Below are 24,730 nucleotides of genomic sequence, written 5' to 3'. Positions count from 1 at the left end.
CTGGTAACAAAGTGCTCGGACGTCCTAGTATCTAGGCATGAGCTTCCCTCTCTATGCGCCCGCCGAAGAGCACGACATGCTCAGGGAGACGGTCCGCGCCCTGGCCGACGAGAAGATCGCGCCGCAGGCCGCGGCGGCCGACGAGTCCGAAGAGTTCCCCTGGGACGTCTACAAGGCGCTCGTCGCCGCCGATCTGCACGCCGTGCACGTTCCCGAGGAGTACGGGGGCGCCGGGGCGGACGCGCTGGCCGCGGTGATCGTCATCGAGGAGGTCGCGCGGGCCTGCGCGTCGTCCTCGCTCATCCCGGCCGTGAACAAGCTGGGCACCGTGCCGCTGCTGCTCTCGGCGTCCGAGGAGCTCAAGCAGCGTTACCTGGCGCCGGTGGCGAGGGGCGAGGCCATGTTCTCGTACGCGCTGTCCGAGCCTGAGGCGGGCTCCGACGCCGCCGCCATGAAGACCCGCGCGGTTCTCGACGGCGACCACTACGTGCTCAACGGCACCAAGATGTGGATCACCAACGCCGGCGTCTCCGAGTACTACACGCTGATGGCCGTGACGGACCCGTCCGCCGGCGCCCGGGGCATCTCCGCCTTCGTGGTGGAGAAGTCCGACGAAGGCGTCTCCTTCGGGCCGAAGGAGAAGAAGCTCGGCATCAAGGCCTCGCCGACCCGCCAGGTGATCCTGGAGAACGTCCGCATCCCGGCGTCCCGCATGATCGGCGAGCCCGGCACCGGCTTCAAGACGGCCCTCGCCACCCTCGACCACACCCGCGTCACCATCGCCGCCCAGGCGCTGGGCATCGCCCAGGGCGCCCTCGACTACGCGATCGGCTACGTCAAGGAACGCAAGCAGTTCGGCCGCCCGATCGGCGACTTCCAGGGGCTGCAGTTCATGATCGCCGACATGGCGATGAAGCTGGAGGCGGCCAGGCAGCTGACGTACCGCGCGGCCGCCAAGAGCGAGCTGGCGATGCACGGCCGGCCGCAGAAGGACCTGACGTTCCTGTCCAGCGCCGCCAAGTGCGCCGCCTCGGACGCCGCCATGGAGATCACCACGGACGCGGTCCAGCTCTTGGGCGGGTACGGGTACACGAAGGACTTCCCGGTGGAACGTATGATGCGCGACGCCAAGATCACCCAGATCTACGAGGGCACCAACCAGATTCAGAGAATGGTGATGGCCCGCCAGCTCCTCAAGTAGGCGTCCGACCTGCAGAACCCGAGACCGCGGAGGCGGTCCCGGGTTTTCGCGGGGAGGCCGTGGGGATCGCCGGACGACTCTGCTTCGAACGTGCCGAGGTGAGCATGCACGAGCTCGAACTGGTCGACCTGGTGGACGAATCTCTTTCGCGCTGCCAGGTGACGACGTGGACCGACGGTGAGACGTACGAGCTGCGGCTGGATCGCGCAGGCGTTTCGCCGACCAGGGTTCTCTCGTCGGTCGACTTCGAAGACGCCTTGCGGCAGCTGAGAACAGAGCTGGAGCGGCGGAATCTGCTGTTGCTGTGCAACAGGTACCGTCGCGATGCGTTCGTCTCCTCGATGTCACGTCAAATGAGTGAGGGCCTTTCGTGCTATCTGGTCGTCGCCGGGGAACCTGTATCGCCGGAATTGCTTGTCGACAGCCTTGGGCCCGCCTTCAGGGGTGATGTCGTCTCAGCCGAGGAGGCGTCGGAGTTCATCGGTGAGTGGATCGCCGGCTTTGACTGAGGAGTCTCTTTGCGGGATCGCCGTGAGCTGTGGCGATTTCGTGTTGGTCAGACGAAGCCTTCGGCGACGAGGCGGGGGCCGTGTTCGTCGATGATGTGGCGTTGGCCCGATCCGCCGACGACGCGGCACCAGCTTTCCACGGTCAGCCGGGTTCGCTCCAGCCGGTAGCTGAAGCCGCCGTACATGCCGGGGACGGCGAACCAGCAGGCCGGGTGACGTTGCTCGGTCAGCGGTTCCAGGTCGGGAAGGCGTAGCTGGTGCTCGGTGACCAGGTCGTCGGCGCGTTCGTGGATCAGCGCGTGGAAGTGGTGCTGGATCGACCTCAAAGTTCCGGCCGGCAGGTGGTGGTGGATGACCGGGGTGAGTGGCGCCAGGAGGGCGTGGTGTCCCCGGCGGGTGGCGATGTCGATCGCCCGTTCTCCTTGAGCCGTACGGAGCGTGCGCCAGGCGCCGCGGGCGATCAGCCGGTGCACGACGCCGACGTCGGCGCCGTGCCAGGCGGCCTGGTGGAGTGGGGCGTATCCGCTGGTGCCGCCGACTCTGCCGCCGTTGATCCACTCGGGATGCTCTTCGAGCAGCTCGAAGACTGTGGACCAGGCGCCGTCGCGTGCGGCGTCGGCCAGTTCGTCGCGTTCTTCGAGCAGCTGGTCCTTGTAGGTCGAGCGCAGAGTGACGCCGTCCCACCTCGAAGCCTGGTGCTGTTCCATGCAGCCTCTGTCCGTCCGGTCACGGAGACACACCAAGGTACGTCACAACGCGTTTAGGCTGGAGCTGCTTCTGAGGAGGTGGCCGGGGTGACGTTGACCGAGGTGATGGCCGAGCTGGCCGCGCTGGAGGATCCCAAGGCGCGCGAGGTGAACGAGAGACACGGCGACGATCACGGCGTGAACCTCGGCAAGCTGCGCGCCCTCGCCAAGCGGCTGAAGACGCAGCAGGAACTCGCGCGCGAGCTCTGGGAGACGGGCGACACCGCGGCGAGGTTGCTGGCGACGCTGGTCTGCCGTCCGAAGGCGTACGAGCGGGACGAACTGGACGCGATGGTGCGCGAGGCGCGTACGCCCAAGGTGCATGACTGGCTCGTGAACTACGTGGTGAAGAAGAGTCGGTACGCCGAAGAGCTGCGGGTGGCCTGGTCGGCCGATCCCGATCCGCTGGTCGCGAGCGCCGGGTGGGCGTTGACCGTCGAGCGCGTGGCGAAGAAGCCCGAGGGGCTCGACCTGGTGGGGCTGCTCGACGTCATCGAGGCGGAGATGAAGGACGCCCCTGACCGTCTGCAGTGGGAGATGAACAACTGCCTGGCTCACATCGGGATCGAGCACGCCGAGCTCCGCGCCCGTGCGATCGGCATCGGTGAGCGGCTGGAGGTGCTCAAGGACTATCCGACGTCCCCGGGGTGCACGTCGCCGTTCGCGCCGGTGTGGATCGCGGAGATGGTACGCCGGGAGCAGGGCGGGGCGGCTCACTAGAGGGTGGAGACGAAAATCGTTCGAGAGGGTCGCTGACTGTCCCGACGTGCTGATCGAACTGCCTCAGGTGTTGCGTTACCTGGATTTCAAGAGGGATTTCTTCGGCTCGAAGAAGGCTCGCGGGGCATGCGGCGTCGTCTTGATGAGCTGGGGCCGGATTTCGAGCTGCTGGCCTCTGTCGCGCACGACGTCTACGGGAGAATCACCGGTTCAGATTCCGCAGCGTTGGACGAGGGCTGTTCATGGGCGCGGCGTTCTCGGCGGCTCCCCTTTGATTCCGGCGCTCGGCGAGCAGTGGGATTTCGAGGACCCGCGGGAATTTGTGCTGAGGCTGCCGCGCATAGCTCGTCATCGAGGATTGTGAAGGGCGGGAAGGAGTTTCGTCATCACCCGCGATCCGTGCGGGTCCAGGGCGGGGAGTTCTTCGGAGTCCCGGAAATCGTGACGCGTGTAAAGCGTGATGGCCGGGGCGTTTCCGGGTTTGACGGAAAGTCGCAGCGTCTTGGCCCCTCGCCACGTGGCCCATCTTTCGATCTCGTGGATCAGATGGTTCCCGACTCCCCGGCCGCGGGCGGAGGGGCTCACCCACATGGACACCAGCTCGACGCTGTCCGCAGTCTCGGTCGGGACTCCGCCGGCCATCCCGGCCGGGCGGCCGTCGAGGAAGGCGACGACGTTGTGCGAGCCGCGCATCGTCAGGCGGGCCCGCCAGCGTTCCTCGCGGTCGCCGTCGCCCTGCCAGTCGGCCAGCGTGGAACCGAAGGCGGGGCCGGCGTCGGCGAGCGCGGCCAGTCGTAGTTCGCGCCAGAGCGGCCAGTCGTCGGGCTCCAGGAGGCGTAGTTCGACCATGTTCCGACCTTGCCCGCCGACGTTGGGACGGGCAACGGGATTTCCCGCCGGAGGGGGCCGGGTTACGGCGTGCGGTCGGTGCCGGCGCTTTCGCGGCTCCAGATCTGCCTGGCACGGGGAAGGTCCCTGATGGTGCCGCCTTCCGGGATCATGCCCCAGAGGAAGGGGACCAGGTAGGCGGGTGGGCCGCCCAGGAGTTCGGTCAGTTCGTCCTCGGTGATGGCGAGGGTGAAACGGGGGCCTGGTCGGGCGGGGGTCCAGCCCTGTTCGAGGGCGCGGCGGACGCATGCGGCGACGAGCGGCGGGCGGATCGCGATCGTCCGGGCTCCCCGCCAGTTGTCCGGCCGGGCGCAGGGGAGTGACACGAGCAGGACGCGGCCGGGATCCTCGTCGCGTTCGACGACGAAGGTGAGCGAGGCCGCGGAACTGCCGTCGCCGAAGGCGGGTCTGTGGCTGACCCGCCAGCGGAAGGCGGTGCCGTCGACCGTGATGAGCCGCGAGCCCTTCCTGGGCATCGCCATGGGCGCCTCCGGGTGCTGCCTTCGCGACAAATGGGTTCAGGACGGTCGCCAGCGTAACCCGCCGCCGCCCGCGACCAGGGCCGGAACGGGCAGGACCGGAACGGGGGCGGGAGAGGTGCGGGCCTGGGAGGCACGGTCCGGGAAAGGTGCGGTCAAGGGGGAGGTGTGGGACCGGTGCGGGGTCTCCGACCGGTCCTCGGTGCGTTCGCCGTCCGTGCGGGTGCGGGTGCGGGGGTGTGCGTTGCGGGACGTGCCGGAGCGCAGGGGTGTGCGGTTGTGGGACGTGCCGGGGCGTGAGGGGGTGCGATTGCCGGACGTGCCGAGGGGGTGGTTGCGGGACGTGCCGAGGGGTGGGGTCAGCCGCTGGTGTCCTGTGAAGGACTCTCGGGTTTCTGGGAGTTCAGCCAGGTGTGCACGGCCGAGGTGCCGGTGATCCAGAGCGCCGCGAAGCCGCCGGAGGCCGTCGCGCCCGCCATGATGGCGCCCGCGACCGTGCTGCCGTTCCCGATGGCGAGCAGGCCGGCGACGACACCGACGAGCAGCGCGAGCAGGGCGCCGCTGACCGCCGACCAGATGAGGGTTGTCTTGCTCATTCGTGTCCCCTTGCCGTACGGGCTTGTTCTTTGACGTAGGAGTACCAGCGGGACTCGGGGGCGCGTCCGCGCAATTGATCGTTCCGGCCGTGATCGCGCTTGCCTCGGACGTATTCGGACGACATCGGATGGATTCGGCCGAGAAGGGCTGATGGGGCGGATGTGTGTGATGCGCCTGGCACCCCGACAAGACCGACTTATGGCACTATGGCTGCTTATCTCAACGCAACGAGAGGGTGGCGCCTGCCCGTCTTCTCGAAATGCCACTTCCACTCTTAAACCGGACAACGGTGTCCGAACCGGGGCGGCTCATGAAGGATGTCGGTCAAGGTGAAGATCACCTTGCTGTGCTCGTGACACGTCTGAACAGGTTGCGTGAAATCGAATGCGGAAACCCGTCGCTGAAACGGATTGAGAAAGTCGCGCTCGCCCTTTTGGCCGAAGAGCCCGAACGAAACAGATGGCGCCGGCCGTTGCCGAAGTCGACCGTGTCCGACCTGCTGAACGGCAGGTCGCAGAAAGTGCCGGATTTCCTGCTGATGCGGACCATCGTCGAGGTGTGTCAGGTGATCGCGGTGAAGTCCGGCATGCCCATCGAGTCCGTGGCGGAGCTGACCGCCGAGTTCAGCGCCCTGTGGCAGGCCGCCAAGGCCGAGGCGGGGGAGGCCGCGCGACGCCGGAGCGGGTCGCCGGCCGCCGACCGGACCGGCGGGGACGTCCTGGAGCCCGCGCCCGGCGAGCAGTCGTCCTGGCAGCCCTCGCCCACGGAGCTGCGGGTGCCGCTGCATTGGGGACGTCTGGGCATGTTCCGGCTGCGGTCGGCGGAGAGGGGTGACGCCAGGGCCGCCCACGAGCTGGCGGTCCTGCTGGCCTGCGAGGCGTGCGGCGCGGATGGGAAGGAGGCCGAGCACTGGCGGCGGCTGGCCGCGTACTGGAACCACCGGGCGCTCGGCGCGGTGCCGGAGGCGGCGGGCTTCCAGCTCCGCGGACGCCGGCTGGTGGTGATGGCCAGGGCGCTGGCCGAGAAGTACGCCGAGGCGGGCAAGCCCAGCTCGACGTACTTCTGGAAGGCCGTGCGGCAGGCGGAGACGTCCGTGCGGGCGGTTGAGGCCCGGCAGGAGGCGGAGGTCGGCTGACGCCTCCCAAACACCGGCGCGCCCCACGGGTTGGAGGAGAGCCGGCGCGGCCGGAGGAGGGTCAGCGGGTCAGGACGCGTACGTTCCCGTACGTGCTGCGGGCGAGGATGGTCCTGGAGCTGGACTTCGTGCTCTTGATGTCGGAGTGCTCGGAGCCGTCCTGGCTCTCGACCTTCACCTGGTAGGAGTCCTTCGGCACCCGGACGGTCACGCCGCCCTCGCGCGACTTCACATCCAGGTCCGCGGGCGGCGCGGCGAAGGCCAGGGAGATCGAGCCGTCCAGGGTGCGTCCGTGCACGCTGGACGACCGCAGTCCGTCGCCCTCGATCGTGCCGGAGTCGCTCAGCAGGCGCAGCTTGCCCGAGGTGTCCTTGACCTCGATGCGGTCGCCGCTGGAGACGTCGACGTCCTGGGTGAGGCCGTTCAGGATGACGCCGTCGGGGGAGTCGATCGTCAGCCGCACCCCGGCCGGGACCCTCACGTGGTAGCGCGCGCCGCAGTCGCCGACGATGAGCGTGCAGTCGGCGCTGAGCCGCAGCACGCCGTCGCGCAGCGACCAGGAGGGGCTGGTGGACGCCTTGCCGCGCGTCCAGCGCCGCACCTCGACGGCCGGGCTGGTGGCGGGCAGCACCCGCACCCCGCCCAGCGACGACGAGATCTTCAGTTCGGCCCCCGTGAACGGGAACGTCCGGACGGCGGGCACCTCATCGCTGTCGAAGCGCACGCTGCACCCGGTGACCGCCAGAATTGCCACGATTACCAGCAAAAGCCTCATGCAAACGATCGTGGCGAAGCGGCGGCGAAGCCCCATCGGCCGTTCGACCGATGCCCCTCCGCCATTCGGCCATAGGAACCACGGCCCCGACGCCAAGGCGCCGGGGGAACCCGAGCCCGCTACAGCGCCGACAGCAGGGCGTGCACGTGCGGCAGGGGATCGCGCCCCAGCGGCCGGACGACCACTGTCCCCGCACCCGCCGCCCACATGCTCCTGACCTGCTCCGCCGCCTGCTCAGGGGTCCCGGCCGCCATGACGACGTCGTGCGGCGACACGCCCAGGTAGGCCGCCTGGTCCCGGACCACCGGATGGGCGAGCCGGTCCGCCTCCTCGCCGATGTGCAGGAAGGTGAAGACGCCCAGCTCGTGGTCGTCGCCCCCGGCGATCCGCTCGGCGATGCCGGGCAGCTGCGCCGGGCCGACGCCCTCCGGCACGATCGTGCCCTGCGCGACGCGTCCCGACAGCGCCAGCGAGCGCGGCCCCTTCACGCCCGCCAGGACGGGCGGCGGCACGGCCGGCGGATGCACCAGCGACACGCCGTCGAGGTGCACCGCCTTGCCGTGCAGGGTGACCGTCTCGCCGCGCAGCAGGGCGCGTACGGCCGTGATCGTCTCCTCCAGCAGGGCGAGCGGCGACGGCACGGCCGCGCCGACCTGGCGCATCCATTCCTGCACGCCGTGCCCGATGCCCGCGGCCAGCCGGCCGGGATGCATCCGGGCCAGGTTGCCGATCTCCATCGCCAGCAGCATCGGATTGCGCAGCGGCGCGGGGGTGATGCCGATGCCGACGCGCAGCCGGGACGTGACGGCCAGCGCGGTGGCCGCCGCCGAGACGCCGCCGGTCCAGCCCAGGTCCTCCACCACCCACAGGTCGTCGACGGCGGTCTCGTCGAGCGCCCGGGCGAACGGGATCAGCTCCTCGGGCGGCAGATCCCGGTCGAACATCACGCCAAGTCTCACGAAGTCCTCCAGTAGTAGCGGAACAGCCGGCCGACCTCCGAGTATCCGGCACGCAGGAAGGCGTTCGCGGTAGGCGTGTCGCCCACGTCGGTCCCGGCGACGACGCGCCGCAGCCGGCCCGGCCGGCGTGCGCGTGCCGTGCGCGAGCACCTCGTCGGGGCGCAGGTCGCGGCGCAGCGCGGCCGCCGCCGCGGGGGCGGGGCCGGGCTCGAACTACCGGACGATCACCGGGTCCGCGCCTGCGAAGGGGGCCCAGAATGCCAGGTGCGCCCGGCCTTCCGCGAAACACCACTCCGGCCGGGTCCTGCCCTCGGCGAAGGCGACGGCGAGCTGGGAGCGGGCAGGGTCGGGGAACTCGTCGAACAACGTGCGGGCCTCCGGACGTGAGAGGGATCTTCCCGGGAGCCTACGAGCCGCTGGCTCCGGGGAGATGTGCCCTCAATGACATCACGTTCATGATCCGGGCCGGACGGGGTCAGGCGGCCGGATCGAGGGCGGCACGGGCCTCGCCGAGCGAGGCGCTGGTCTCGAAGTGCCGGTCGAGATTGGTGATCGTGAGCAGGTGACGGATCATGCCGGGCCCGAGGACGAGGATCATGCGTCCTCTCATGTCCTGGACGTGACTGAGCGTCGCCACCAGGACGCCGAGGCCCACCGAGTCGCAGAAGGGCACCTCGGTCAGGTCCATCACCAGGTTGAGCGGATCAGCCGCCGCCAGCGCCTGATCGAGCTCGGCGCGAAGCCGAGGAGCGCCCGCCACGTCGAGATCGCCGACGACATGCAGGACGGTGCAGGGGTCCTCCCGCCAAGACTTGACCACCATGCCAATCACGTGCCCTGGCTTTACCTGGTTATGCCTATTTCTTGCATATGTTCTCCATGGCGGTCTTGGTGGTCGGCGTGGAGCTCGGCTTGCTCGCCGGGGTGTCGGGCTGCTTGAGCTTCTTGATCTGCGGCTGGTCGCTGCCGGCGATCACCTCGACGCCCTCGACGTCGGCCTGCTTCAGCTCCGCGCCCGGGATGACGGACGCCACCAGGCGCGCGGCCGCCTCCTGGCCCGCGGCGTAACGCACGAGGGTCTGCTTGTGGTCCTTCTTGCCGGTGTTGCCCGGCTCACCGGGCACCTTGAACCCGGAGGCCACCAGCGCCGACTTGGTGCGCGCCCCCAGCCCCGTGATGAGCGTGCCGTTCATGACCTTGACGGTGACGCTCTCCGGCGGGACCACGGTCTTGGCCGGCGACGGCGTGGCCGTCTTGGTCGGCGCGGGCTTGGCGAGGTCCTGGTCGGCGTCGATGCGGCGGAACATGTCGCGGGCCGCCGGACGGTCCCACAACACCGCCGACTCGCCGGTCGGGGCCTTGAAGTCGACGTTCGCGAGCGGCACGTCGGCGAAGCGGACGTCCTCCAGCGACACGTCGCGCAGCTGGGTGGCCAGCCCGATCAGCCCGTCGTCGGGGTCGACCTTCACCGTGCTCAGGGTGGAGTTGACGAACGCGGCGAGCTTGGCCGGGTTGGCCAGCGTGTCGGCGCTCAGCGCCCGGTTGAGCAGCGCGGAGATGACCTGCTGCTGCCGGTCGATGCGGTCGAGGTCGGAACGCGCGGTGGCGCGGGTGCGGGCGTAGCCGAGCGCCTGGGCGCCCTGGAGCTGGTGGGTGCCGGCGAGCAGGTTGAGGCCCGTCTTGGGGTCGTTGATCGGGATGGGCGTGCAGACGGTGACGCCGCCGAGCGAGTCGACCACGTCGATGAACCCGAGGATGTTCACCTCGATGTAGCGGTTGATCTCCAGCCCGGTGGCGGCCTTGACGGTCTGCATGGTGAGCTTCGGCCCGCCGAACTGGTAGGCAGAGTTGATCTTGTGGTCGCCCTTGCCGGGGATCGTCGTCCAGGTGTCGCGCGGCAGGCTCACCACGGTGACGCGCTGGTGGTCCTCCGACAGGTGGATGACCATCATCGTGTCGGTGCGCTGGCCGGACTCGCGGCCCAGCTTGAGCTGGTTCTGCTGCTGCCGGGTCAGGTCGTCGCGCTTGTCGACGCCGACCAGCAGGATGTTCTCGGCCCCCTGGGACTTGGGGGCGGTCACGCCCGCGTCGACCGTGCCGATCTGGCGGGGGGTCGCCCACACCACGCCGGTGGTGACCAGGATGCCCGTGGACAGCAGGCCGGCGACGATCACGTTGCGGCGGCGGGCCTTGGCGCTCCGCACGGGCCTGCGTGGACGGGTGGCAGGAGTGAGCCTGACGCCGCCGTAGGCGTCGCCGCCCACCAGCACGCCGCCGTCCTCCTCGCCCGCTTCGCGCATGCCCTCCTCCTCGGATCCGCCGGGGACACCGGGGCTTTCGATTGCCCTTCTCCCCTGGTCGTACAGTAGCGTGAGCCCCGCCATGAAGCAGTTCCCCGACTCGCCGCACGCGCCCGCGGAGACGCGCGGCTGGCCCCCCATCTCCGTCGTCATGCCGGTCCTCAACGAGGAGCGGCACCTTCGCGAGGCCGTCGACCAGGTCCTCGCCCAGAGCTACCCCGGTGAGATCGAGGTCGTCCTCGCCGTGGGTCCGTCCCAAGACCGCACCCAGGAGGTCGCCGACGCCATCGCGGCGGCCGACCGCCGGGTGACCGTGGTGCCCAACCCGACAGGTCGCACGCCCAACGCGCTCAACGCCGCCATCGCCGCCGCACGCAACGGCATCATCGCCAGGGTCGACGGGCACGCCATGCTGCCCTCCGACTACCTGCGCGTCGCCGTCGAGACGCTGGCCGAGACCGGCGCCGACAACGTGGGCGGCGTCATGGCGGCCGAGGGCGTCACACCGTTCGAGCAGGCCGTGGCCTGCGCCATGACCTCCAAGATCGGCGTCGGCGCCGCGGCCTTCCACGTGGGCGGCACCGCGGGCCCGGCCGACACCGTCTACCTCGGCGTGTTCCGCCGCTCGGCGCTCGACCGGGTCGGCGGCTACGACGAGCACTTCCAGCGGGCTCAAGACTGGGAGATGAACCACCGCATCCGCCAGACCGGCGGGCTGGTCTGGTTCCAGCCGCGCATGCGGGTCACCTACCGTCCGCGGCCCAACGTCAAGGCGCTGGCCAAGCAGTACTTCCACTACGGCCGCTGGCGGCGCGTGGTCGCGCGCACCCACGAGGGCACGATCAACCTGCGTTACCTGGCGCCGCCCGCCGCGGTGCTGGCCATGGCGCTGGGGCTGGTGCTCTCGCCGTTCTTCCCGCTGACGCTCGTCGTCCCCGGGGGCTACGCGCTGGCCATCGTGGCCGGCTCGGCGGTCACCGGCAGCGGGCTGCCGGGCGCGGTCAAGCTGCGGCTGCCCCTCGTGTACGCCGCCATGCACGTCTCGTGGGGATGGGGCTTCCTCACCAGCCCGCGGAGGTTGTCCAGGCCGCCACGCTGATCACGAGCCCGAGAAGACCCGCTCGACGGCCGCGTCGAAGCGGGTCAGCGCGTCCGGGTACTCCGGCCCGAGCAGGTAGCTCCTGAGCTTGATCCTGGCTCGGGCCAGGGTGTCCTCACCGTCCAGGAAACCGGCGAGGGCCGCGAGGTCCTCGCCGAGGAGCACCCCCGCCTCGGTGCTCGGGTAGCGCTCGTGGAAGGCGCGCTCGGGCAGCCCCGCGACGTTCGTCACGGCGTACGGCTTCTCGCTGGCCAGGAAGTCGGCCACGACGCTGGAGATGTCGCTGATCAGCAGGTCGCACTCGTTGAAGCAGTCGTACAGGTGCGGGCTGTCGCCGGTGACGATCAGGTGCCTGATCTCCGGCGCCCCGCCGGGACTCGACGGATGCCTGGCCTTCGACCTGGCCAGCTCGGCCGCCTCGATCATCGACACGATCCTGCGGTGCGCCCGCGCGGCGCTCTTGTCGCGGTGGCCGGTCAGCGGGTGCGGCTTGTAGATGATCCGCAGCTGCGGGTCGTGGTCCAGCAGGGCGCGCACGATGCGCGGGCCCATGGTGATCAGCGACGTGTGGAACAGGTCGTCGTTCCAGCCCTCCCAGGTGGGGGCGTACAGGACGGTCCGGTACGGCAGCCCCGGGCCCTCGGGCGAGATGCCTTCGAGCTGCGGCCGGCCGACCTCGTGGATGCTCTCGTCCCGGACGCCCACGCGGGCGCGCCGGTAGCGGTCGCGACCGGCCGGCCCGGCCACCCACACCTCGTCGTACACCCGGGAGAACGGGTTGAACGACGCCTCCTTGTCGCTGTCGCCGTGGTTGAGGAACACGCTGCGCAGCGTTGGGATGCGCAGCATGTGGACGTTGCGGCCGACGTTGGAGACGTACAGGCAGAGCTTGGCGCTGAACAGGGCGCGGAAGCTCATCAGGTCGGCCGAGGACGGGATGCAGACCATCGGCAGCGTGGTCGACTCCAGGTGCCTGGCCATGCCGCGCTCGCGCAGCACGACGATCGCCCGCCGGTTGATGCGTTCGAGGGTGGGCAGCCACATCCTGGCCTGGTAGGCGGCGGCCGTCGCGCCGGAGAAGTACAGGATGACCTCCGGGTCGTAGGCCCTGACCTGCTCGCCCACGACCTCCAGCACCCTCGCCCGGTCGCCGAGCGGCCGGGTGCGGCGCACGTACGGCAGGAGCGCCAGCACGCCCGCCACGCCGAGCAGCAGCGCCACGCCCGCGCCGGCCGCCCCGGCCGCCGCGCCGAAGGTCGCGCCGAGCACCGGCAGGGCGTCGAGCCCGAGGAAGCGCAGGCCGCGGTGGGCGCCCAGGAACGGGGGCGGCATCTTGGGGATGCGCAGCGCGGACACGTCGAGGTTGCGGGTGGTCACCGGCATGCTGCTGAGCGTCTGCCGCAGGCGGATGACCAGCCCCGAGTGCGCGGCCCGCGCGCCGTGCAGCGCGAACAGCCCGGCGGCCAGCGCCACGAACCACGGCGAGTCGGCCCCCGACACCCGCGCCACCAGCAGCAGCGCGGCCGTCTCCCTGGCCGCGAACCGCAGCGTGGTCCCCAGGTGCATCCGGCTGAGCAGCTCGGTCACCCCGCCGGCCAGGCGTGCCGCGGCGAACTCGACGGCGTAGGAGACCACGGCGACCAGCCCGAACAGCAGCGGCGCCGGCCACAGCGCCGAGGCCAGCAGGACGGGGTAGCAGCCGAGCAGCGCGCCGATCGCCAGCAGTCTTCTCATGCGACCGCACGGTAACAACCCGCAGGTCAAGGGCCTTCCACGCGAACGTCTACGACATGCCCGGACACGTCAGGAGATGGACCCCCTGATCGCGAAGAGCTGCTCGGCGATCCGCAGGTCGTCCGGATGGGTGACCTTGATGTTGCGCTCGCTGCCGGGGACCAGGTGGATGGGCACCTCGGGCAGGTAGCGCAGCACCACGCCGCAGTCGTCGGTGGCCGGGCGCTCGGCGAAGCCCGGGTCGGCCATGGCCCGCTCGTACGCCTCGCGGATCACCGAGAGCCGGAAGCACTGCGGCGTCTGGCTGCGGCGCAGCCGCGAGCGGTCGAGGACCTCGCCGATCACCTCGCCGTCCGGGCCGGGCACGGCCACCAGGACCGTGTCGGAGCTCGGGATCGCCACGTTGACGGCCCGGTGGGTGCGCAGCGCCGCCACGCACTCGGTGATGATCCGCGGCTCCAGAAGGGGCCGTACGGCGTCGTGCAGCAGCACGTCGCACTCCTGCGTGCCCAGCGCCCGCAACGCCCGCCACGTGCTCTCCGTACGGCTCCGGCCCCCCTCCACGATCTGGGTGACCTTGCGGTGGCCGCCGTTCGCCACGATCTCCTTCACCCGGTCGGTGAAGCCGGGCGTCATCAGCACCACGATCTCGTCGATCTCCGGCGCCCGCTCGAACACCGCGATGGAGTGCTCCAGGATCGTCCGCCCGGCCACTTCGATGAGCTGTTTGGGTATCTCATGTCCGACCCGCTGCCCCACGCCTCCCGCGAGGAGCACTCCGACCGACCGCCGCGCTGCATCCATGTCGGCAGCGTAACGGTCCTGTTCCGTGATATCGCGCGCCCCTGTCGCTACGCTGTGTCCACGCACTCCCTACCGGGAGGAGACCTGCGCTTTGCCCGACTCACTCACCCGCGAGGGCACGACCACCTCGGTGGTGCTGCTCGCCACGACCCCGGCGTGCCGGCTCTCCTGCGCCGACGGCACGCTCCTCGACCGGCTGAGCGACCAGTTCGCCGCGCTTCCCGTCCGTGACGTCCAGGTGGTGACCCCCGGTGGCGGGCTCGGGGCCGACCTGCGCGGGGTGGCCAAGATCGCCCGGGTCTCCTCGGGCACGGTCGTGGTGCTCCCCGCCGACCTCGTCGCCCACACCGAGGCGCTCGCCCTGCTGCTCGAACATCCCGCGCGCGACACCGGGGCGCTGGTCTCCCACGACGAGGCCGCCGCCCCGATGCGGCCGCCCGTACGCGTCGAGTCCGGCAGGGTGGTCGCCGCCGGCAGCTCGTTCCACACCGTCCCGGAGGCCAACGCCACCTTCAGGGGCGTGCTCCAGACCGGCGAGGCCGACCTGGCGTCCCTGGCCGACATCGCCGAGGAGCTGGCCGAGCTGGCCGACCTGGGCAAGCTCGGCCCGGTCACCCCCGTCGAGGCGGTCGACCTGCTGCTGGTGGGCCTGGTCAGGGCCGGCGTACGGGTGCGCGCCGCCTCGATCGGCCCGCTGCACGCCGACCGCGTGACCGGCCAGCACGCCGCCGACAGCGCCCTGACCAGGCTCGCCGAGGTCGACGAGGCCAGGGTCCGGCTCGACACCTCGGTCAAGGAGGACGACGGCTTCTTCGCCACGTTCTTCGTCTCGACCTGGTCGCGCCACCTGATCAGGCCGGCCGTCCGCCTCAAGCTGACCCCCAACGCCGTCACCGGCGTCTCGATCGGCCTGGCCGCGCTGGCCGCCGTCTGGTTCTCGGCCGGCACCCAGTCCGGGCGGGCGGCCGGGGGCGCGCTGTTCGTGATGTCGTTCGCGCTCGACTGCCTCGACGGGCAGCTCGCCCGCTACACCCGCACGTTCTCCCCGCTCGGGGCCTGGGCCGACGGCATGGCCGACCGGCTGAAGGAGTACCTGGTCTACGTCGGGCTCGCCTTCGGCCACGGCGGGACCACGATCTGGTACCTGGCCGCCGCCGCGATGATCACGCAGGTCGTCCGCCACACCATCGACTACTCCTACGCCGGGGCGCTGGCCGACGCGGGCCGCGTCGGCGCGCTGTGGGCCAGGCCCGCCCGGTCGCTGCTGGAGCCGGCCGACGCGCGGCACGCCCACGGGATGCTCGGGCTCGCCCAGCGGCTGGAGCGCGACTCGCTCGCCCGCTGGCTCAGGAAGATCGTCGTGCTGCCCATCGGCGAGCGGACGGTGCTGATCGCCGTCACCGCCGCCGTGTGGGACGCCAGGGTGACGTTCGTGTCCCTGCTGTGCTGGGGCGGGGTCGCCGCCCTCTACCAGCTCGCCGGGCGCCTGGCGAGGTCGGCCCGGTGAGGGCCGCCGGGGCGGGCGAGGCGGCGGCGGTTCGCCGGATCGGGAGGTGGGCAGCGTGATCTCCGTGCACATGACCCCCGTGCCAGAGAGCAGGGTCGTCGCCTACCGCGACGACGGGCCGCTCTCGCGCGCGATGGGCCTGCTCGTGGCCGGGCAGCTCCCGCCGCTGCCGCCGGTGATCGCCGGCACGTTCGTCACCGGCGTGCTGCTGCTGATCGGCGTGGCCGGGTCCGACGGGCTCGCGGTGTTCGCGCCCGCCGTGACGCTGCTGCTGGCCGGCCCCGGCAGCACCCACCCGCACGACGGCCGCTTCGACTGGCTGGTGCCGCCGATCCTGCGGCTCATCGAGTACAGCTTCGTCGCCGCCTGCGGCTTCGCCCACGGGCTGCCGCCGGTGCTGACCTTCCTGCTGCTCGGCGCGCTCGCCTTCCACCACTACGACCTGGTCTACCGGCTGCGCCAGCGCGTCTACCCGCCGGCCTGGCTCTCGACGCTCGGCCTCGGCTGGGACGGCCGGATGATGGCGGTCTCGCTGGCCGCTCTGGCCGGCTGGATGACCGCGGGCTACGTGCTGCTGACCCTCTACCTGTGGGCGCTGTTCGGCTGGGAGAGCGTCACGTGCTGGCTGGCCGCGCCCCGATCGGGCGTCGAGGCGGGCGAGATGGGAACGCAAGACTAACGCCGGATTACCCGCGAAGGGGCCAAAGGCAACTAACCTTTGGGCACACGTAGTCATGCTCGACCGAGGAGTGCACGTTGCTGGGAATGGTTCTGGCCGCCGGGGCCGGACGACGCCTGCGGCCGTACACCGACACGCTGCCCAAGGCGCTCGTGCCGGTTGACGGCGAAACCACGATCATGGACATCTCGCTGCGCAACCTCGCCGAGGTGGACCTGCGGGAGGTCGTGGTCGTCGTCGGTTACGCGGCGCAGGCCGTGCACGACCGCAAGGAGGAGCTGGAGAGGCGCCACGGCGTCAAGCTCACCCTCGTGCACAACGACAAGGCCGAGGAGTGGAACAACGCCTACTCCCTGTGGTGCGCCCGCGACTACTTCGCCCAGGGCGTGCTGCTGGTCAACGGCGACACCGTCCACCCCGTCTCGGTCGAGAAGACGCTGCTGGCCGCCCCCGAGACGAGCGACGTCCTGCTCGCGGTCGACAACGTCAAGAAGCTGGCCGACGAGGAGATGAAGGTGACCCTCTCCCCGGAGGGCTCGCTGCGCCGCATCACCAAGCTGATGGACCCGGCCGAGGCGTACGGCGAGTACATCGGCGCCACGCTCATCAGGCCCGGCGCGGCCGAGCGGCTGGCCGACGCGCTCAAGACGACGTTCGAGCGCGACCCCCAGCTCTACTACGAGGACGGTTACCAGGAGATGGTCGAGCGCGGCGAGGCGATCCACGTCGCGCCCATCGGCGAGGTCGACTGGGTCGAGGTGGACAACCACGACGACCTGGCCAAGGCTCGCACCATAGCCGTTCGCTACTAGAGGGAGCGCGCATGCCGCTTCTAGCGAGGATGCTGCCGGCGCCCCTGACCATGGAGGTCAGGCGCGGCGCCGTCGCCGAGCTCGGCGCCCTGCTGGCCGACAGCCGCGTGGCCACCTCCGGCCGGGTGGCCGTGGCCGTCGGGCCCGGCCAGGGCGACCACATCGAGCGCCTGATCGCCCCCACCCTCGGCGAGGCCGAGGTGTTCAGGGTGAGCGACGGGTCGGTCGAGGCGGCCGTCTCACTCGGCGCCGACCTGCGCAAGGGCGCCTACGAGGTCGTCGTCGGGGTCGGCGGCGGCAAGACGATCGACGCGACGAAGTACGCCGCCTCCCTCGCGGGCATCCCCATGGTGGCCGTGGCCACCAACCTCTCCCACGACGGCATCTGCTCGCCCACCGCCTCCCTCGTCTACGAGGGGGGCAAGGGCACCTTCGGCGTGCCGATGCCGCTGGCCATCCTGGTCGACCTCGACTTCGTGCACAACGCGCCGAAGTCGCTGGTCAGGGCCGGCATCGGCGACGTCGTCAGCAACCTGTCGGCGATCGAGGACTGGCAGCTCGGCAACGTCGAGCGCGGCGAGCCCATCGACGGCCTGGCCTGCTCGATGTCCCGCACCGCCGCCGAGGCGCTGGTCGGCCGGAGCGACGGCATCGAGTCCGACGCGTTCCTGACCGTCCTGGCCGAGTCGCTCATCCTGTCGGGCATGTCGATGGTCGTCGCCGGGTCGTCGCGGCCCGCGAGCGGTGGAGATCATGAGATCCTTCATGCCGTGGATCAGCTCTTCCCCGGCACCTCCAACCACGGCGAGCTCGCCGGCATAGGTGCCGCCTTCTGCTTCTTCCTGCGGGAGGACGCCGCCAGGGTGGCCCAGGTGGTCGACTGCCTGCGCCGGCACGAGCTCCCGGTCGTGCCCGCCGACATCGGGCTGACCGGCGAGCAGTTCGCCGACGTGGTCGCGCTGGCGCCGTCGACCCGTCCCGGCCGTTACACGATCCTGGAGCACCTGCGCATGCAGGACTCCGAGATCCGCGATCGGGTGGGGGACTATGTCCGGGCCTTCGGTAGCTGAGCTGCGGCGGGTCGCCCAGCCCGAGGGCCACCTCGACCGCAGGAACGGCGAGCACTGGGCAGGGGTGCTCTACATGCGCCGGCTGTCCATCTACGTCACGTGGCTGACGAGCAAGACGTCGGTCACGCCCAACCAGCTCACCTGGGTGATGACGGTCGCCGGGGTCGCGGCGGGCTTCGTGCTGGCCCTGCCGGGGCTGTGGGCGGCCGTGCTGGCCGCTCTGCTCGTCCAGGTCTACCTGCTGCTCGACTGCTCCGACGGCGAGCTGGCCCGCTGGACGGGCAAGACGTCGCTGGCCGGGGTCTACCTCGACCGCGTCGGGGCCTACTTCACCGAGGCCGCCGTGCTGGCCGGGCTCGGCTGGCGGGCCTCGGCCGTGCTGCCCGACTGGTACACCGTGCTCGGCTTCGCCGCCGCGCTCGGCGCCATCCTCATCAAGGCCGAGACCGACCTGGTGGAGGTGGCGCGGGCCAAGGGCGGGCTGGGCGCGTCCTCCGAGGCGTCGGCGGTGCAGTTCCGTTCGGGGCTGCTCGGTCTGGGCAGGAGGATCCTGGCGGCGACGAAGTTCCATCGGATCATGCAGCCGATCGAGCTGTCGCTGCTCGCGGTGGCGGCCGCGGTGATCGACCTGGCGACCGGCACGCTCGGGGCCTCCCGCGTGCTCATCGTGGCCTGCGCGATCGCCGCCGCGCTGCAGACCGTGCTCCATCTGATCAGCATTATGGCGTCGAGGCGGCTTGGGTGATCTCATGTCGGAACCGGAGGAGCTTCCCGTCCGTCGTATTGATCGGACGTCCGCCGTTCGGTGGGGGTTCACCATCGGTTCCGATACGCTTAGCTCCACCATTGTCAACAAGATGCAGACCAGCAGACTCGGTGATCATGAAAGAATGCTCCGCTCGTGTCCTCAACGCGTCAGGACGATGACCCGTTGAAGATCTCGTGCGTCATCCTCACCATGGGCAACCGGGTCGCGGAGCTGAACCGGGCCGTCGAGTCCGCGCTCAACCAGGTCGACGGCGACGTCGAAGTGGTGATCGTGGGCAACGGCGCCGACGTGCCCCAGGTGTCGGCCACGCCACCCGAGGGCTCGGCCGCGGTCGTGAAGACGATCCGGCTCGACCACAACACCGGCATTCCCGCCGGCCGTAACCGCGGCGTCGAGGAGTGCTCCGGCGACGTCGTGCTGTTCCTCGACGACGACGGCTGGTACGCCAACCAGAAGGTCGTCGCCCACGTGCGCGACCGGTTCGCCACCGAGCCCGACCTCGCGGTGATCTCCTTCCGGGTGATGGACCCCGAGGGCGGCGTCGGCCAGCGGCGGCACGTGCCCCGGCTGCGCGCGGGCGACCCGCAGCGCTCCTCGCCGGTCACCACGTTCCTCGGCGGCGCCTCGGCCGTGCGGCGTTCTGCCTTCCTCCAGGTCGGCGGCCTGCCGGAGCGGTTCTTCTACGCGCACGAGGAGACCGACCTGGCCTGGCGCCTGCTGGGCGAGGGCTACCGGATCGAGTACGACGCCGAGACCGTCATGTACCACCCGCAGGTCCCGCCGACCAGGCACGCGCAGTTCTACCAGCTCAACGCCCGTAACCGGGTCTGGCTGGCGCGGCGCAACCTGCCGTGGCCGCTGGCGTTCCTCTACCTGACCAACTGGGTGGTGCTCACCCTGATCCGCGAGCGCCGTTCGGGGGTCGCGATCAAGGCGTGGTTCTCCGGGTTCTTCGAAGGGCTGCGCACGCCCGCGGGCGAGCGTCGTCCCATGGCCTGGCGCACCGCCTGGCGCATGGTCAAGCTCGGCCGCCCGCCGATCGTCTAGACCGCCTCCGCCTCGCCGAAGGTCATCGAGGCATGGGAGACGGTCGAGGCGAACAGCGCCCGCTTGGGCAGCCCCAGCTCGCTGAGCTCCTTGGCGATGGGGTGGTTGCCCAGGCGGATCAGCGCGCCGCCCGGCCGCACGCGCGTGCCCCCGGCCCGTACGGACCAGGGGACGCGCCGCGTGACGCCCTCCAGATGGGTGAAGGCGTCGAGCGGCGCCATGGCGGCCGGCGCCGGCACGCCGGGCCTGATCAGCAGGTCGAGCACGAGCCTGCCGTCCTTGCGCAGCACACACCGCTTGTACGGCGACCCGAGCCGCAGCTCGATGTCGGCCAGCTCCTTGGGAAAGCCCCAGATCGTCCGCCCCGCCTCCAGCGTGAACCGCTGGTCGACGGGCAGCCAGTGGACGAAGACGCCCGCGCCGCGCAGGTCGCCGAGCCCGACCGAGCCCGCCGCCCCCGGCCGCCGGATCAGGAAGGCCATCCCGAACTCGTGGTAGGTGTCGAGGTCACCGTCGCGGTAGTCGACGAACACCAGCACGCACACGGCCTTGCCGGGGAACACCTCGGCCACGTCGAGGCCGGAATAGGCGATCACCGCCCGCGCCGCGTCGGCCCGCACCGCGTAGAAGGCGCTGCAGACCTCCGCGTCCTGCACTCGCACAGGCATGCCCACCGTCCGGCCCTGGATCAGATGCGATGCCATGGGTCCAGTACATCAACCCGGGAGCCCGCTGGCCATTCCTACACCGCCAGCGCGTGTTCCGGCAGGCCCGCCCACGACTCGGCCAGCTTGACGAAGTCCGCCGCCCGGTCGGGCCAGTGGTGGCGCAGCCGGGCCTCGGCGTGCCCGACTGCTCCCAGGTCGGCCCGGCGCACGGGGTCCTCCTTGAGGTCCAGGACGGCGTCCAGCAGCGCGTCCACGTCCCGGGGCACCACCAGGCCGCAGCCGACGGTCCGCACCAGCGGGGCGGCCTGCGGGGTGGCGATCACCGGCAGGCCGCGGCCCATGTAGTCGAGGATCTTCGTGGGCGGCCCGGTCACGGTGTCGGCGGCCAGGGACAGCCCGGCCAGCGCGCCCTCGGACATGCGCAGGGCGTGCCGGTTGGGCACGTACCCGAACCAGTCGAGCAGGCCGACGCGCTGGGCGTCGCGCAGCAGCGGGCGCACGTCGCGGTCGGCGGCGCCGATGAGGTCCATCCGGATGCCGTGCGGCGCCAGGCGCTCGGCCAGCGCGATCAGCTCGGCCACGCCGCGCTCGGCCGACAGGCGGCCGATGTGCACGACCCTGGCGTCGCCGGGAGGGGGCGGGCTGGGCGACACCAGGGTCGCTTCGGGCACCTCCGCGGAGGTGATCACGTGATGCCGTCTCTCCGCGCGGGCCCGCCGTCTGGGCGAGACGTCCTCGCGGACGTCCCAGACGACCGGAGGGCGCCGGTGGGGCAGCGCGCGCAGCAGCCGGTGGTCGTGCACGATCAGCAGGTCGGCGTCCCGCACGCCGCGCCTGAGCGCCGCGCGGGCCTTCCCGTACGGGGCCTGCCGGGCGACGTCGACGGCGGTGAGCCCGACGGCCGGGGTGACGTTGTAATAGGTGAACGGCGCGACGTAGGTCACCTCGTGGCCCGCGTCGAGCAGCGCCCTGATCTGCCGGTGCATGATCCGGGCGTCCTCGGGATGATGGACGGTGGTGGCGACACATGCGCGCATGCGTCGATGCTCCGCGCCTACCAGGTCAAAGGCGTTAACTCAGGTGAAAGGGCCGCTTAACTTCCAGAGGGGCGGCGATAGAGCCAGGTCAGGCGGGGTTCGAGCACCCACTTGAAGACGGTACGCGTCTCCGGCAGGCACAACACGATCGCCAGTGCGAACGAGCTGCACGCGATGGCGAGCACGCCGAGCGGCCCGTGCAGCCACGGGAGCGCCAGCCAGCCCTGGTCCTTGGCGATCAGGACCGGGATGCCGTGGAGCAGGTAGCAGTAGAGCGTGCGGGTGCCGAGGTCGGAGTACCAGGTCTCGCCGCGCGGCACCAGCGCCAGCACCGCGAAGGACATCGCCAGGGCGCAGACCAGCAGCCCGACCTTGAGCAGCAGGCCCATCCACCAGGACAGGTCCATGTCCTGGAAGCTGTGCTTGAAGTAGAACGGGTCGAGCGGCGCCTTGGGCGCGATGACGATGGCCACGGCCGCCGCGCAGAGCAGCGTGACCCCCGACGCGATCTTGATCCACAGCTTGTTGAGCATCTCGAAGTGCTCGGGCTGCATCACCAGGCCGATGACGAAGAACGGCAGCAGGCCGAAGAAGCGGTCCATGCTGAAGTCGCCGGTGATCTGCGAGAAGCCGGCGAACATGTAGATCACGATGGCCACCGGGACCGGGTGCTTCATCCGCTTCCACACCGGTGTGGACAACCGCCAGAACAGCAGCGCCAGCAGGTACCAGTTGAGCCACGCCGGATCGATGATCGTGAGGCTCCACTTCTGGCCGAGCCCGTAGCGGACGGCGGCGTAGCCGATCTCCACGATCACGTACGGCACGACGAACGTGTCGACGAGCTTGTTCGTCTTCGCGTTGGAGTTCCAGAAGTTCCTGGACAGGTAGCCGCTGATCATCACGAACAGCGGCATGTGGAACATGTAGATGTAGATGTAGAGCGCTCTGGAGGAATGGGTCGAGAGCGTGGGCACCAGCGAGTGGCCCAGCGGCACGAGCGCGATCAGGATGAACTTGACGTTGTCGAGGTAGGGGTCGCGCCTGCGCTTGGGCGGCTCGGGCTCCTCGGCGGGCTCCTGCCGCTCCTCGGGGCGCTCGCCCGTCGCGATGCCGTGGGGGTCGGTCTGGTTGCCCCAGACGGACTCCTGAGGCAGGGGCCAGCGAGCTCCAGTGTTCGCCGGCCCGCCTTCCTCGACGGGGCCGTCAGGGCTCCGCGGGGTCGTGACCGGTGGAGAGAACTTTGTGTCAGACACTGGGGAGCTCAGCTTCGCTAGGGGCCGGGGTGCACGACGCAACTCTGACATTTCATACTTACAACCGCCTTAACAGCGGCCGTGTCGCGCTGCGTCGCCGACCCGCAAACATTATCCCGATCTAGTGGTCCCTGTCTCACCAGAAGTCCGGTTCCACAGGGAACTTGGAGCCTCAGGTGCAGACGTTCTTCTGATCGGCGGCCGTGATGGTGCTGTTGTTCACGCTGTCAGGAAGCTTGGTGACCTTCACCGACTTGAAGTCGGAGCCGACCACGAGCTGGATCACCGGGGCGCCCTTGCCGCCCGCGCCGGCGGCCGTGCCGGTCGTGCCGGAGGTGTAGGGCTGCGGGTTGGTCGCGGTGACCTTGCCCGCCGAGGGAGCCGGCTTGGGCAGCACCGCGCCGGACAGCACGGCCGCGTAGTCGGCGCCGGTGGCGGCGCCCTTGGCGTAGTGGATCTCGCTGGAGGGCAGGCTCGCGCCGTCGGCGGCCTGGTAGTTGCCCACCCCGACGACGTTGAAGCCCTGCTTGGCCAGCTCGTCGGCCACCAGGCGGGCCTTGCCCGGCGTGGTGGTGCCGTTGAGCACCTGGACCTTCACCTGCTCGGGCTTCGGCGTGACCTTGGGCTTGGTGCTCGCGCTGGCGCTCGCGCTCGGGGTCGGGTCGGGGAGTTCGGTGTCGCTGATGATGGAGGCCCACAGCGCGGAGGCGTCGGGCTCCTTCCAGATCACCCGGTTGGGGTCCTGCGGGTCGGGCAGCCACGGGATCGTGGTGAGCTGCACGCCGCCCGCGGTCAGCTCCTTGGCGCTGGTGGCGATGTCGATGAGCTGCTGGGTGTCGTTGGCCAGCTCGGGGTCCATGGTGACCGAGCCCGCCGCCGCCTTGATGAAACCGGTCAGCTTGCCGATGTCGGTGAGCAGCTCGCTGCTCGTGGCCTTGGCGATGACCTTGCTCAGGAAGATCTGCTGGCGCTTGATGCGCTGGATGTCGCTGCCGTCGCCGTAGTGGCGCAGACGTACGTAACCGAGCGCCTTCTCGCCGTTGAGCAGGCTCTTGCCCGGAGGCAGGACGAGATGGGACGCCCTGTCGTTGACGCCGGACTTGAGGCAGATCTCGATGCCGCCGAGGGCGTCGACGATGTTCTTGAAGCCGCTGAAGTCCACCTCGACGAAGTGGTTGATGCGGATCTGGGTGAGCGTCTCGATCGTGGAGATCGTGCACGCGATGCCGCCGGAGTTGTACGCCGAGTTGATCATGTCCCGGCGGGGCGGCATCTCGGCCTTGGTGGTCTCGTTCTTGCACTTCGGGATCTGCACCATCGAGTCGCGCGGGAAGCTGATCAGGCGCGCCTTGTCCCGGTTGGGGGAGATGTGCATGACGATGATCGTGTCGGTGCGCTTGCCGCCCGCGTCGGCCGTCCTGGCGAGCTGCTGGCCGTATTTGGCGTTGCCCTTGCCCGCGCGGGTGTCGGAGCCGACGAGCAGCACGTTGAGCGCGCCCGTGTCGCGCGGACGCGGGTTGATGATGTCCTCTTTGACGCTCTTCTGGGTGATGTTGCCGAAGGCGTCGCGGTAGACGGTGTAACCGGTCAGCGCGCCGGCCACCATGACCGTGGTGGCGGCGATGCTGACCCAGGCCAGCACCCGCATCTTGCCCTGACCGCCGCCGCCGTCGCCGCGGTGGCCGCGTGGGGGCCGGTCGTCGGGCGGGGGAGGCGGGGAGCCCGCGGCCCTTCGCGCCATCCGGCTGCCCGGAGCGCTGGGGGCGACCCTGGCGTCCTGGACGGACGCGCTCCTGTAGTCACTCATACGCCCCCTAGCCTCGTTCCTTGCGCCAACGCGCCGGCTTGGTCGCTCCGCGCCACGAGATTAGGTCACGTACGGCGTGCCCGGTGCCATGACCGCCGGAAACGACCGTGACCCGGGCGTGATGTTTCCGCG

General features: G+C 70.4%; 27 protein-coding genes. 12 read left to right on the top strand and 15 right to left on the bottom strand.

Features of this window, described 5'->3' with window-relative positions:
- The first annotated feature begins 37 nt into the window (after positions 1–37).
- Both ACIBK9_RS44465 and ACIBK9_RS44460 read left to right on the top strand, forming a co-directional pair.
- Positions 38–1,201 (top strand): acyl-CoA dehydrogenase family protein, encoded by a 1,164-nt coding sequence (locus ACIBK9_RS44465; RefSeq protein WP_352361802.1) that lies wholly within the window; start codon positions 38–40, stop codon positions 1,199–1,201.
- A gap of 104 nt (positions 1,202–1,305) precedes the next feature.
- Positions 1,306–1,710 carry a hypothetical protein gene (locus ACIBK9_RS44460; protein ID WP_397165051.1) on the top strand — a complete coding sequence of 135 codons (405 nt, stop codon included), beginning with the start codon at positions 1,306–1,308 and terminating at the stop codon, positions 1,708–1,710.
- A gap of 47 nt (positions 1,711–1,757) precedes the next feature.
- On the opposite strand, the gene ACIBK9_RS44455 is transcribed toward ACIBK9_RS44460, so the two are convergent.
- On the bottom strand, positions 1,758–2,417 hold the full coding sequence (locus ACIBK9_RS44455; protein ID WP_397165049.1) for a hypothetical protein: 660 nt from the start codon (positions 2,415–2,417) through the stop codon (positions 1,758–1,760).
- A gap of 105 nt (positions 2,418–2,522) precedes the next feature.
- On the opposite strand from ACIBK9_RS44455, the gene ACIBK9_RS44450 reads away from it, so the two are divergent.
- Entirely contained in the window at positions 2,523–3,176 is a 654-nt protein-coding gene (locus tag ACIBK9_RS44450; RefSeq protein WP_357702731.1) for a DNA alkylation repair protein, read from the top strand.
- A 46-nt stretch (positions 3,177–3,222) separates the two neighbouring features.
- Positions 3,223–3,540, top strand: coding sequence for a hypothetical protein (locus ACIBK9_RS44445; RefSeq protein ID WP_397165048.1), 318 nt, complete (start codon positions 3,223–3,225; stop codon positions 3,538–3,540).
- Here ACIBK9_RS44445 and ACIBK9_RS44440 read toward each other — a convergent pair.
- The 3 genes from ACIBK9_RS44440 to ACIBK9_RS44430 all read right to left on the bottom strand — a co-directional run bounded on the left by ACIBK9_RS44440 (position 3,525) and on the right by ACIBK9_RS44430 (position 5,139).
- Positions 3,525–4,025, bottom strand: coding sequence for a GNAT family N-acetyltransferase (locus ACIBK9_RS44440; RefSeq protein ID WP_397165046.1), 501 nt, complete (start codon positions 4,023–4,025; stop codon positions 3,525–3,527). The two genes, ACIBK9_RS44445 and ACIBK9_RS44440, sit on opposite strands and share 16 nt — an antisense overlap.
- 62 nt (positions 4,026–4,087) lie before the next feature.
- The gene (locus ACIBK9_RS44435) at positions 4,088–4,546 is read right to left on the bottom strand and encodes a hypothetical protein (protein WP_397165044.1); all 459 of its coding nucleotides are present in this window, start codon (positions 4,544–4,546) and stop codon (positions 4,088–4,090) included.
- Positions 4,547–4,902: 356 nt separating this feature from the next.
- Positions 4,903–5,139, bottom strand: coding sequence for a hypothetical protein (locus ACIBK9_RS44430; protein WP_357702625.1), 237 nt, complete (start codon positions 5,137–5,139; stop codon positions 4,903–4,905).
- Positions 5,140–5,627: 488 nt separating this feature from the next.
- Here ACIBK9_RS44430 and ACIBK9_RS44425 point away from each other — a divergent pair, with 488 nt between their 5' ends.
- Complete coding sequence (locus tag ACIBK9_RS44425) at positions 5,628–6,275, top strand: hypothetical protein (RefSeq protein WP_397165042.1); 648 nt, start codon at positions 5,628–5,630, stop codon at positions 6,273–6,275.
- 61 nt (positions 6,276–6,336) lie between these two features.
- On the opposite strand, the gene ACIBK9_RS44420 is transcribed toward ACIBK9_RS44425, so the two are convergent.
- The 5 genes from ACIBK9_RS44420 to ACIBK9_RS44400 all read right to left on the bottom strand — a co-directional run bounded on the left by ACIBK9_RS44420 (position 6,337) and on the right by ACIBK9_RS44400 (position 10,309).
- On the bottom strand, positions 6,337–7,029 hold the full coding sequence (locus tag ACIBK9_RS44420; RefSeq protein WP_397165041.1) for a DUF4097 family beta strand repeat-containing protein: 693 nt from the start codon (positions 7,027–7,029) through the stop codon (positions 6,337–6,339).
- Positions 7,030–7,169: 140 nt separating this feature from the next.
- Positions 7,170–8,009, bottom strand: a complete 840-nt coding sequence (locus tag ACIBK9_RS44415) for an LLM class flavin-dependent oxidoreductase (RefSeq protein ID WP_397165039.1) — start codon at positions 8,007–8,009, stop codon at positions 7,170–7,172.
- A 213-nt stretch (positions 8,010–8,222) separates the two neighbouring features.
- Complete coding sequence (locus ACIBK9_RS44410) at positions 8,223–8,375, bottom strand: hypothetical protein (RefSeq protein ID WP_397165038.1); 153 nt, start codon at positions 8,373–8,375, stop codon at positions 8,223–8,225.
- 109 nt (positions 8,376–8,484) lie between these two features.
- Positions 8,485–8,832 (bottom strand): STAS domain-containing protein, encoded by a 348-nt coding sequence (locus tag ACIBK9_RS44405; protein ID WP_352349177.1) that lies wholly within the window; start codon positions 8,830–8,832, stop codon positions 8,485–8,487.
- Between the two features lie 34 nt (positions 8,833–8,866).
- Positions 8,867–10,309: an LCP family protein gene (locus ACIBK9_RS44400; protein ID WP_397165036.1), complete on the bottom strand. Its 1,443-nt coding sequence runs from the start codon at positions 10,307–10,309 to the stop codon at positions 8,867–8,869.
- Between the two features lie 82 nt (positions 10,310–10,391).
- Here ACIBK9_RS44400 and ACIBK9_RS44395 point away from each other — a divergent pair, with 82 nt between their 5' ends.
- A complete protein-coding gene (locus tag ACIBK9_RS44395; RefSeq protein WP_352349181.1) occupies positions 10,392–11,408 on the top strand; it encodes a glycosyltransferase family 2 protein in 1,017 nt (338 codons plus the stop codon).
- Here the strand turns inward: ACIBK9_RS44395 and ACIBK9_RS44390 are convergent, their stop codons facing one another.
- Together ACIBK9_RS44390 and ACIBK9_RS44385 are read right to left on the bottom strand one after the other, a co-directional pair.
- Complete coding sequence (locus ACIBK9_RS44390) at positions 11,409–13,142, bottom strand: CDP-glycerol glycerophosphotransferase family protein (protein ID WP_397165034.1); 1,734 nt, start codon at positions 13,140–13,142, stop codon at positions 11,409–11,411.
- A 69-nt stretch (positions 13,143–13,211) separates the two neighbouring features.
- Positions 13,212–13,946, bottom strand: a complete 735-nt coding sequence (locus tag ACIBK9_RS44385) for an IspD/TarI family cytidylyltransferase (RefSeq protein WP_352321586.1) — start codon at positions 13,944–13,946, stop codon at positions 13,212–13,214.
- A 91-nt stretch (positions 13,947–14,037) separates the two neighbouring features.
- On the opposite strand from ACIBK9_RS44385, the gene ACIBK9_RS44380 reads away from it, so the two are divergent.
- The 6 genes from ACIBK9_RS44380 (at position 14,038) to ACIBK9_RS44355 (ending at position 19,830) form a co-directional block, all read left to right on the top strand.
- Positions 14,038–15,453, top strand: coding sequence for a CDP-alcohol phosphatidyltransferase family protein (locus ACIBK9_RS44380; RefSeq protein ID WP_387668864.1), 1,416 nt, complete (start codon positions 14,038–14,040; stop codon positions 15,451–15,453).
- A 55-nt stretch (positions 15,454–15,508) separates the two neighbouring features.
- Positions 15,509–16,132: a DUF5941 domain-containing protein gene (locus ACIBK9_RS44375; RefSeq protein ID WP_397165032.1), complete on the top strand. Its 624-nt coding sequence runs from the start codon at positions 15,509–15,511 to the stop codon at positions 16,130–16,132.
- A 77-nt stretch (positions 16,133–16,209) separates the two neighbouring features.
- Positions 16,210–16,944 carry a phosphocholine cytidylyltransferase family protein gene (locus ACIBK9_RS44370; RefSeq protein WP_364325837.1) on the top strand — a complete coding sequence of 245 codons (735 nt, stop codon included), beginning with the start codon at positions 16,210–16,212 and terminating at the stop codon, positions 16,942–16,944.
- Positions 16,945–16,973: 29 nt separating this feature from the next.
- Complete coding sequence (locus ACIBK9_RS44365) at positions 16,974–18,014, top strand: iron-containing alcohol dehydrogenase family protein (protein ID WP_358283907.1); 1,041 nt, start codon at positions 16,974–16,976, stop codon at positions 18,012–18,014.
- Positions 17,992–18,759 (top strand): CDP-alcohol phosphatidyltransferase family protein, encoded by a 768-nt coding sequence (locus ACIBK9_RS44360; RefSeq protein WP_352321579.1) that lies wholly within the window; start codon positions 17,992–17,994, stop codon positions 18,757–18,759. The genes ACIBK9_RS44365 and ACIBK9_RS44360 overlap by 23 nt, the downstream gene beginning before the upstream one ends.
- Before the next feature lie 186 nt (positions 18,760–18,945).
- Positions 18,946–19,830: a glycosyltransferase gene (locus ACIBK9_RS44355; RefSeq protein WP_352321577.1), complete on the top strand. Its 885-nt coding sequence runs from the start codon at positions 18,946–18,948 to the stop codon at positions 19,828–19,830.
- On the opposite strand, the gene ACIBK9_RS44350 is transcribed toward ACIBK9_RS44355, so the two are convergent.
- The 4 genes from ACIBK9_RS44350 to ACIBK9_RS44335 all read right to left on the bottom strand — a co-directional run bounded on the left by ACIBK9_RS44350 (position 19,827) and on the right by ACIBK9_RS44335 (position 24,598).
- Positions 19,827–20,534, bottom strand: coding sequence for an acetoacetate decarboxylase family protein (locus ACIBK9_RS44350; RefSeq protein WP_397165029.1), 708 nt, complete (start codon positions 20,532–20,534; stop codon positions 19,827–19,829). The genes ACIBK9_RS44355 and ACIBK9_RS44350 overlap by 4 nt on opposite strands.
- A gap of 38 nt (positions 20,535–20,572) precedes the next feature.
- Entirely contained in the window at positions 20,573–21,535 is a 963-nt protein-coding gene (locus ACIBK9_RS44345) for a glycosyltransferase (protein ID WP_397165028.1), read from the bottom strand.
- Between the two features lie 56 nt (positions 21,536–21,591).
- The gene (locus ACIBK9_RS44340; RefSeq protein ID WP_358282599.1) at positions 21,592–22,791 is read right to left on the bottom strand and encodes an acyltransferase family protein; all 1,200 of its coding nucleotides are present in this window, start codon (positions 22,789–22,791) and stop codon (positions 21,592–21,594) included.
- Between the two features lie 172 nt (positions 22,792–22,963).
- A complete protein-coding gene (locus tag ACIBK9_RS44335; RefSeq protein ID WP_387668852.1) occupies positions 22,964–24,598 on the bottom strand; it encodes an LCP family protein in 1,635 nt (544 codons plus the stop codon).
- Positions 24,599–24,730 lie beyond the last annotated feature (132 nt).

Source organism: Nonomuraea sp. NPDC050227 (assembly GCF_044459705.1).
Lineage (GTDB): Bacteria > Actinomycetota > Actinomycetes > Streptosporangiales > Streptosporangiaceae > Nonomuraea.
Note: the sequence above shows the minus strand (reverse complement) of the source record. Positions and strands in the feature narration are given on the sequence as shown.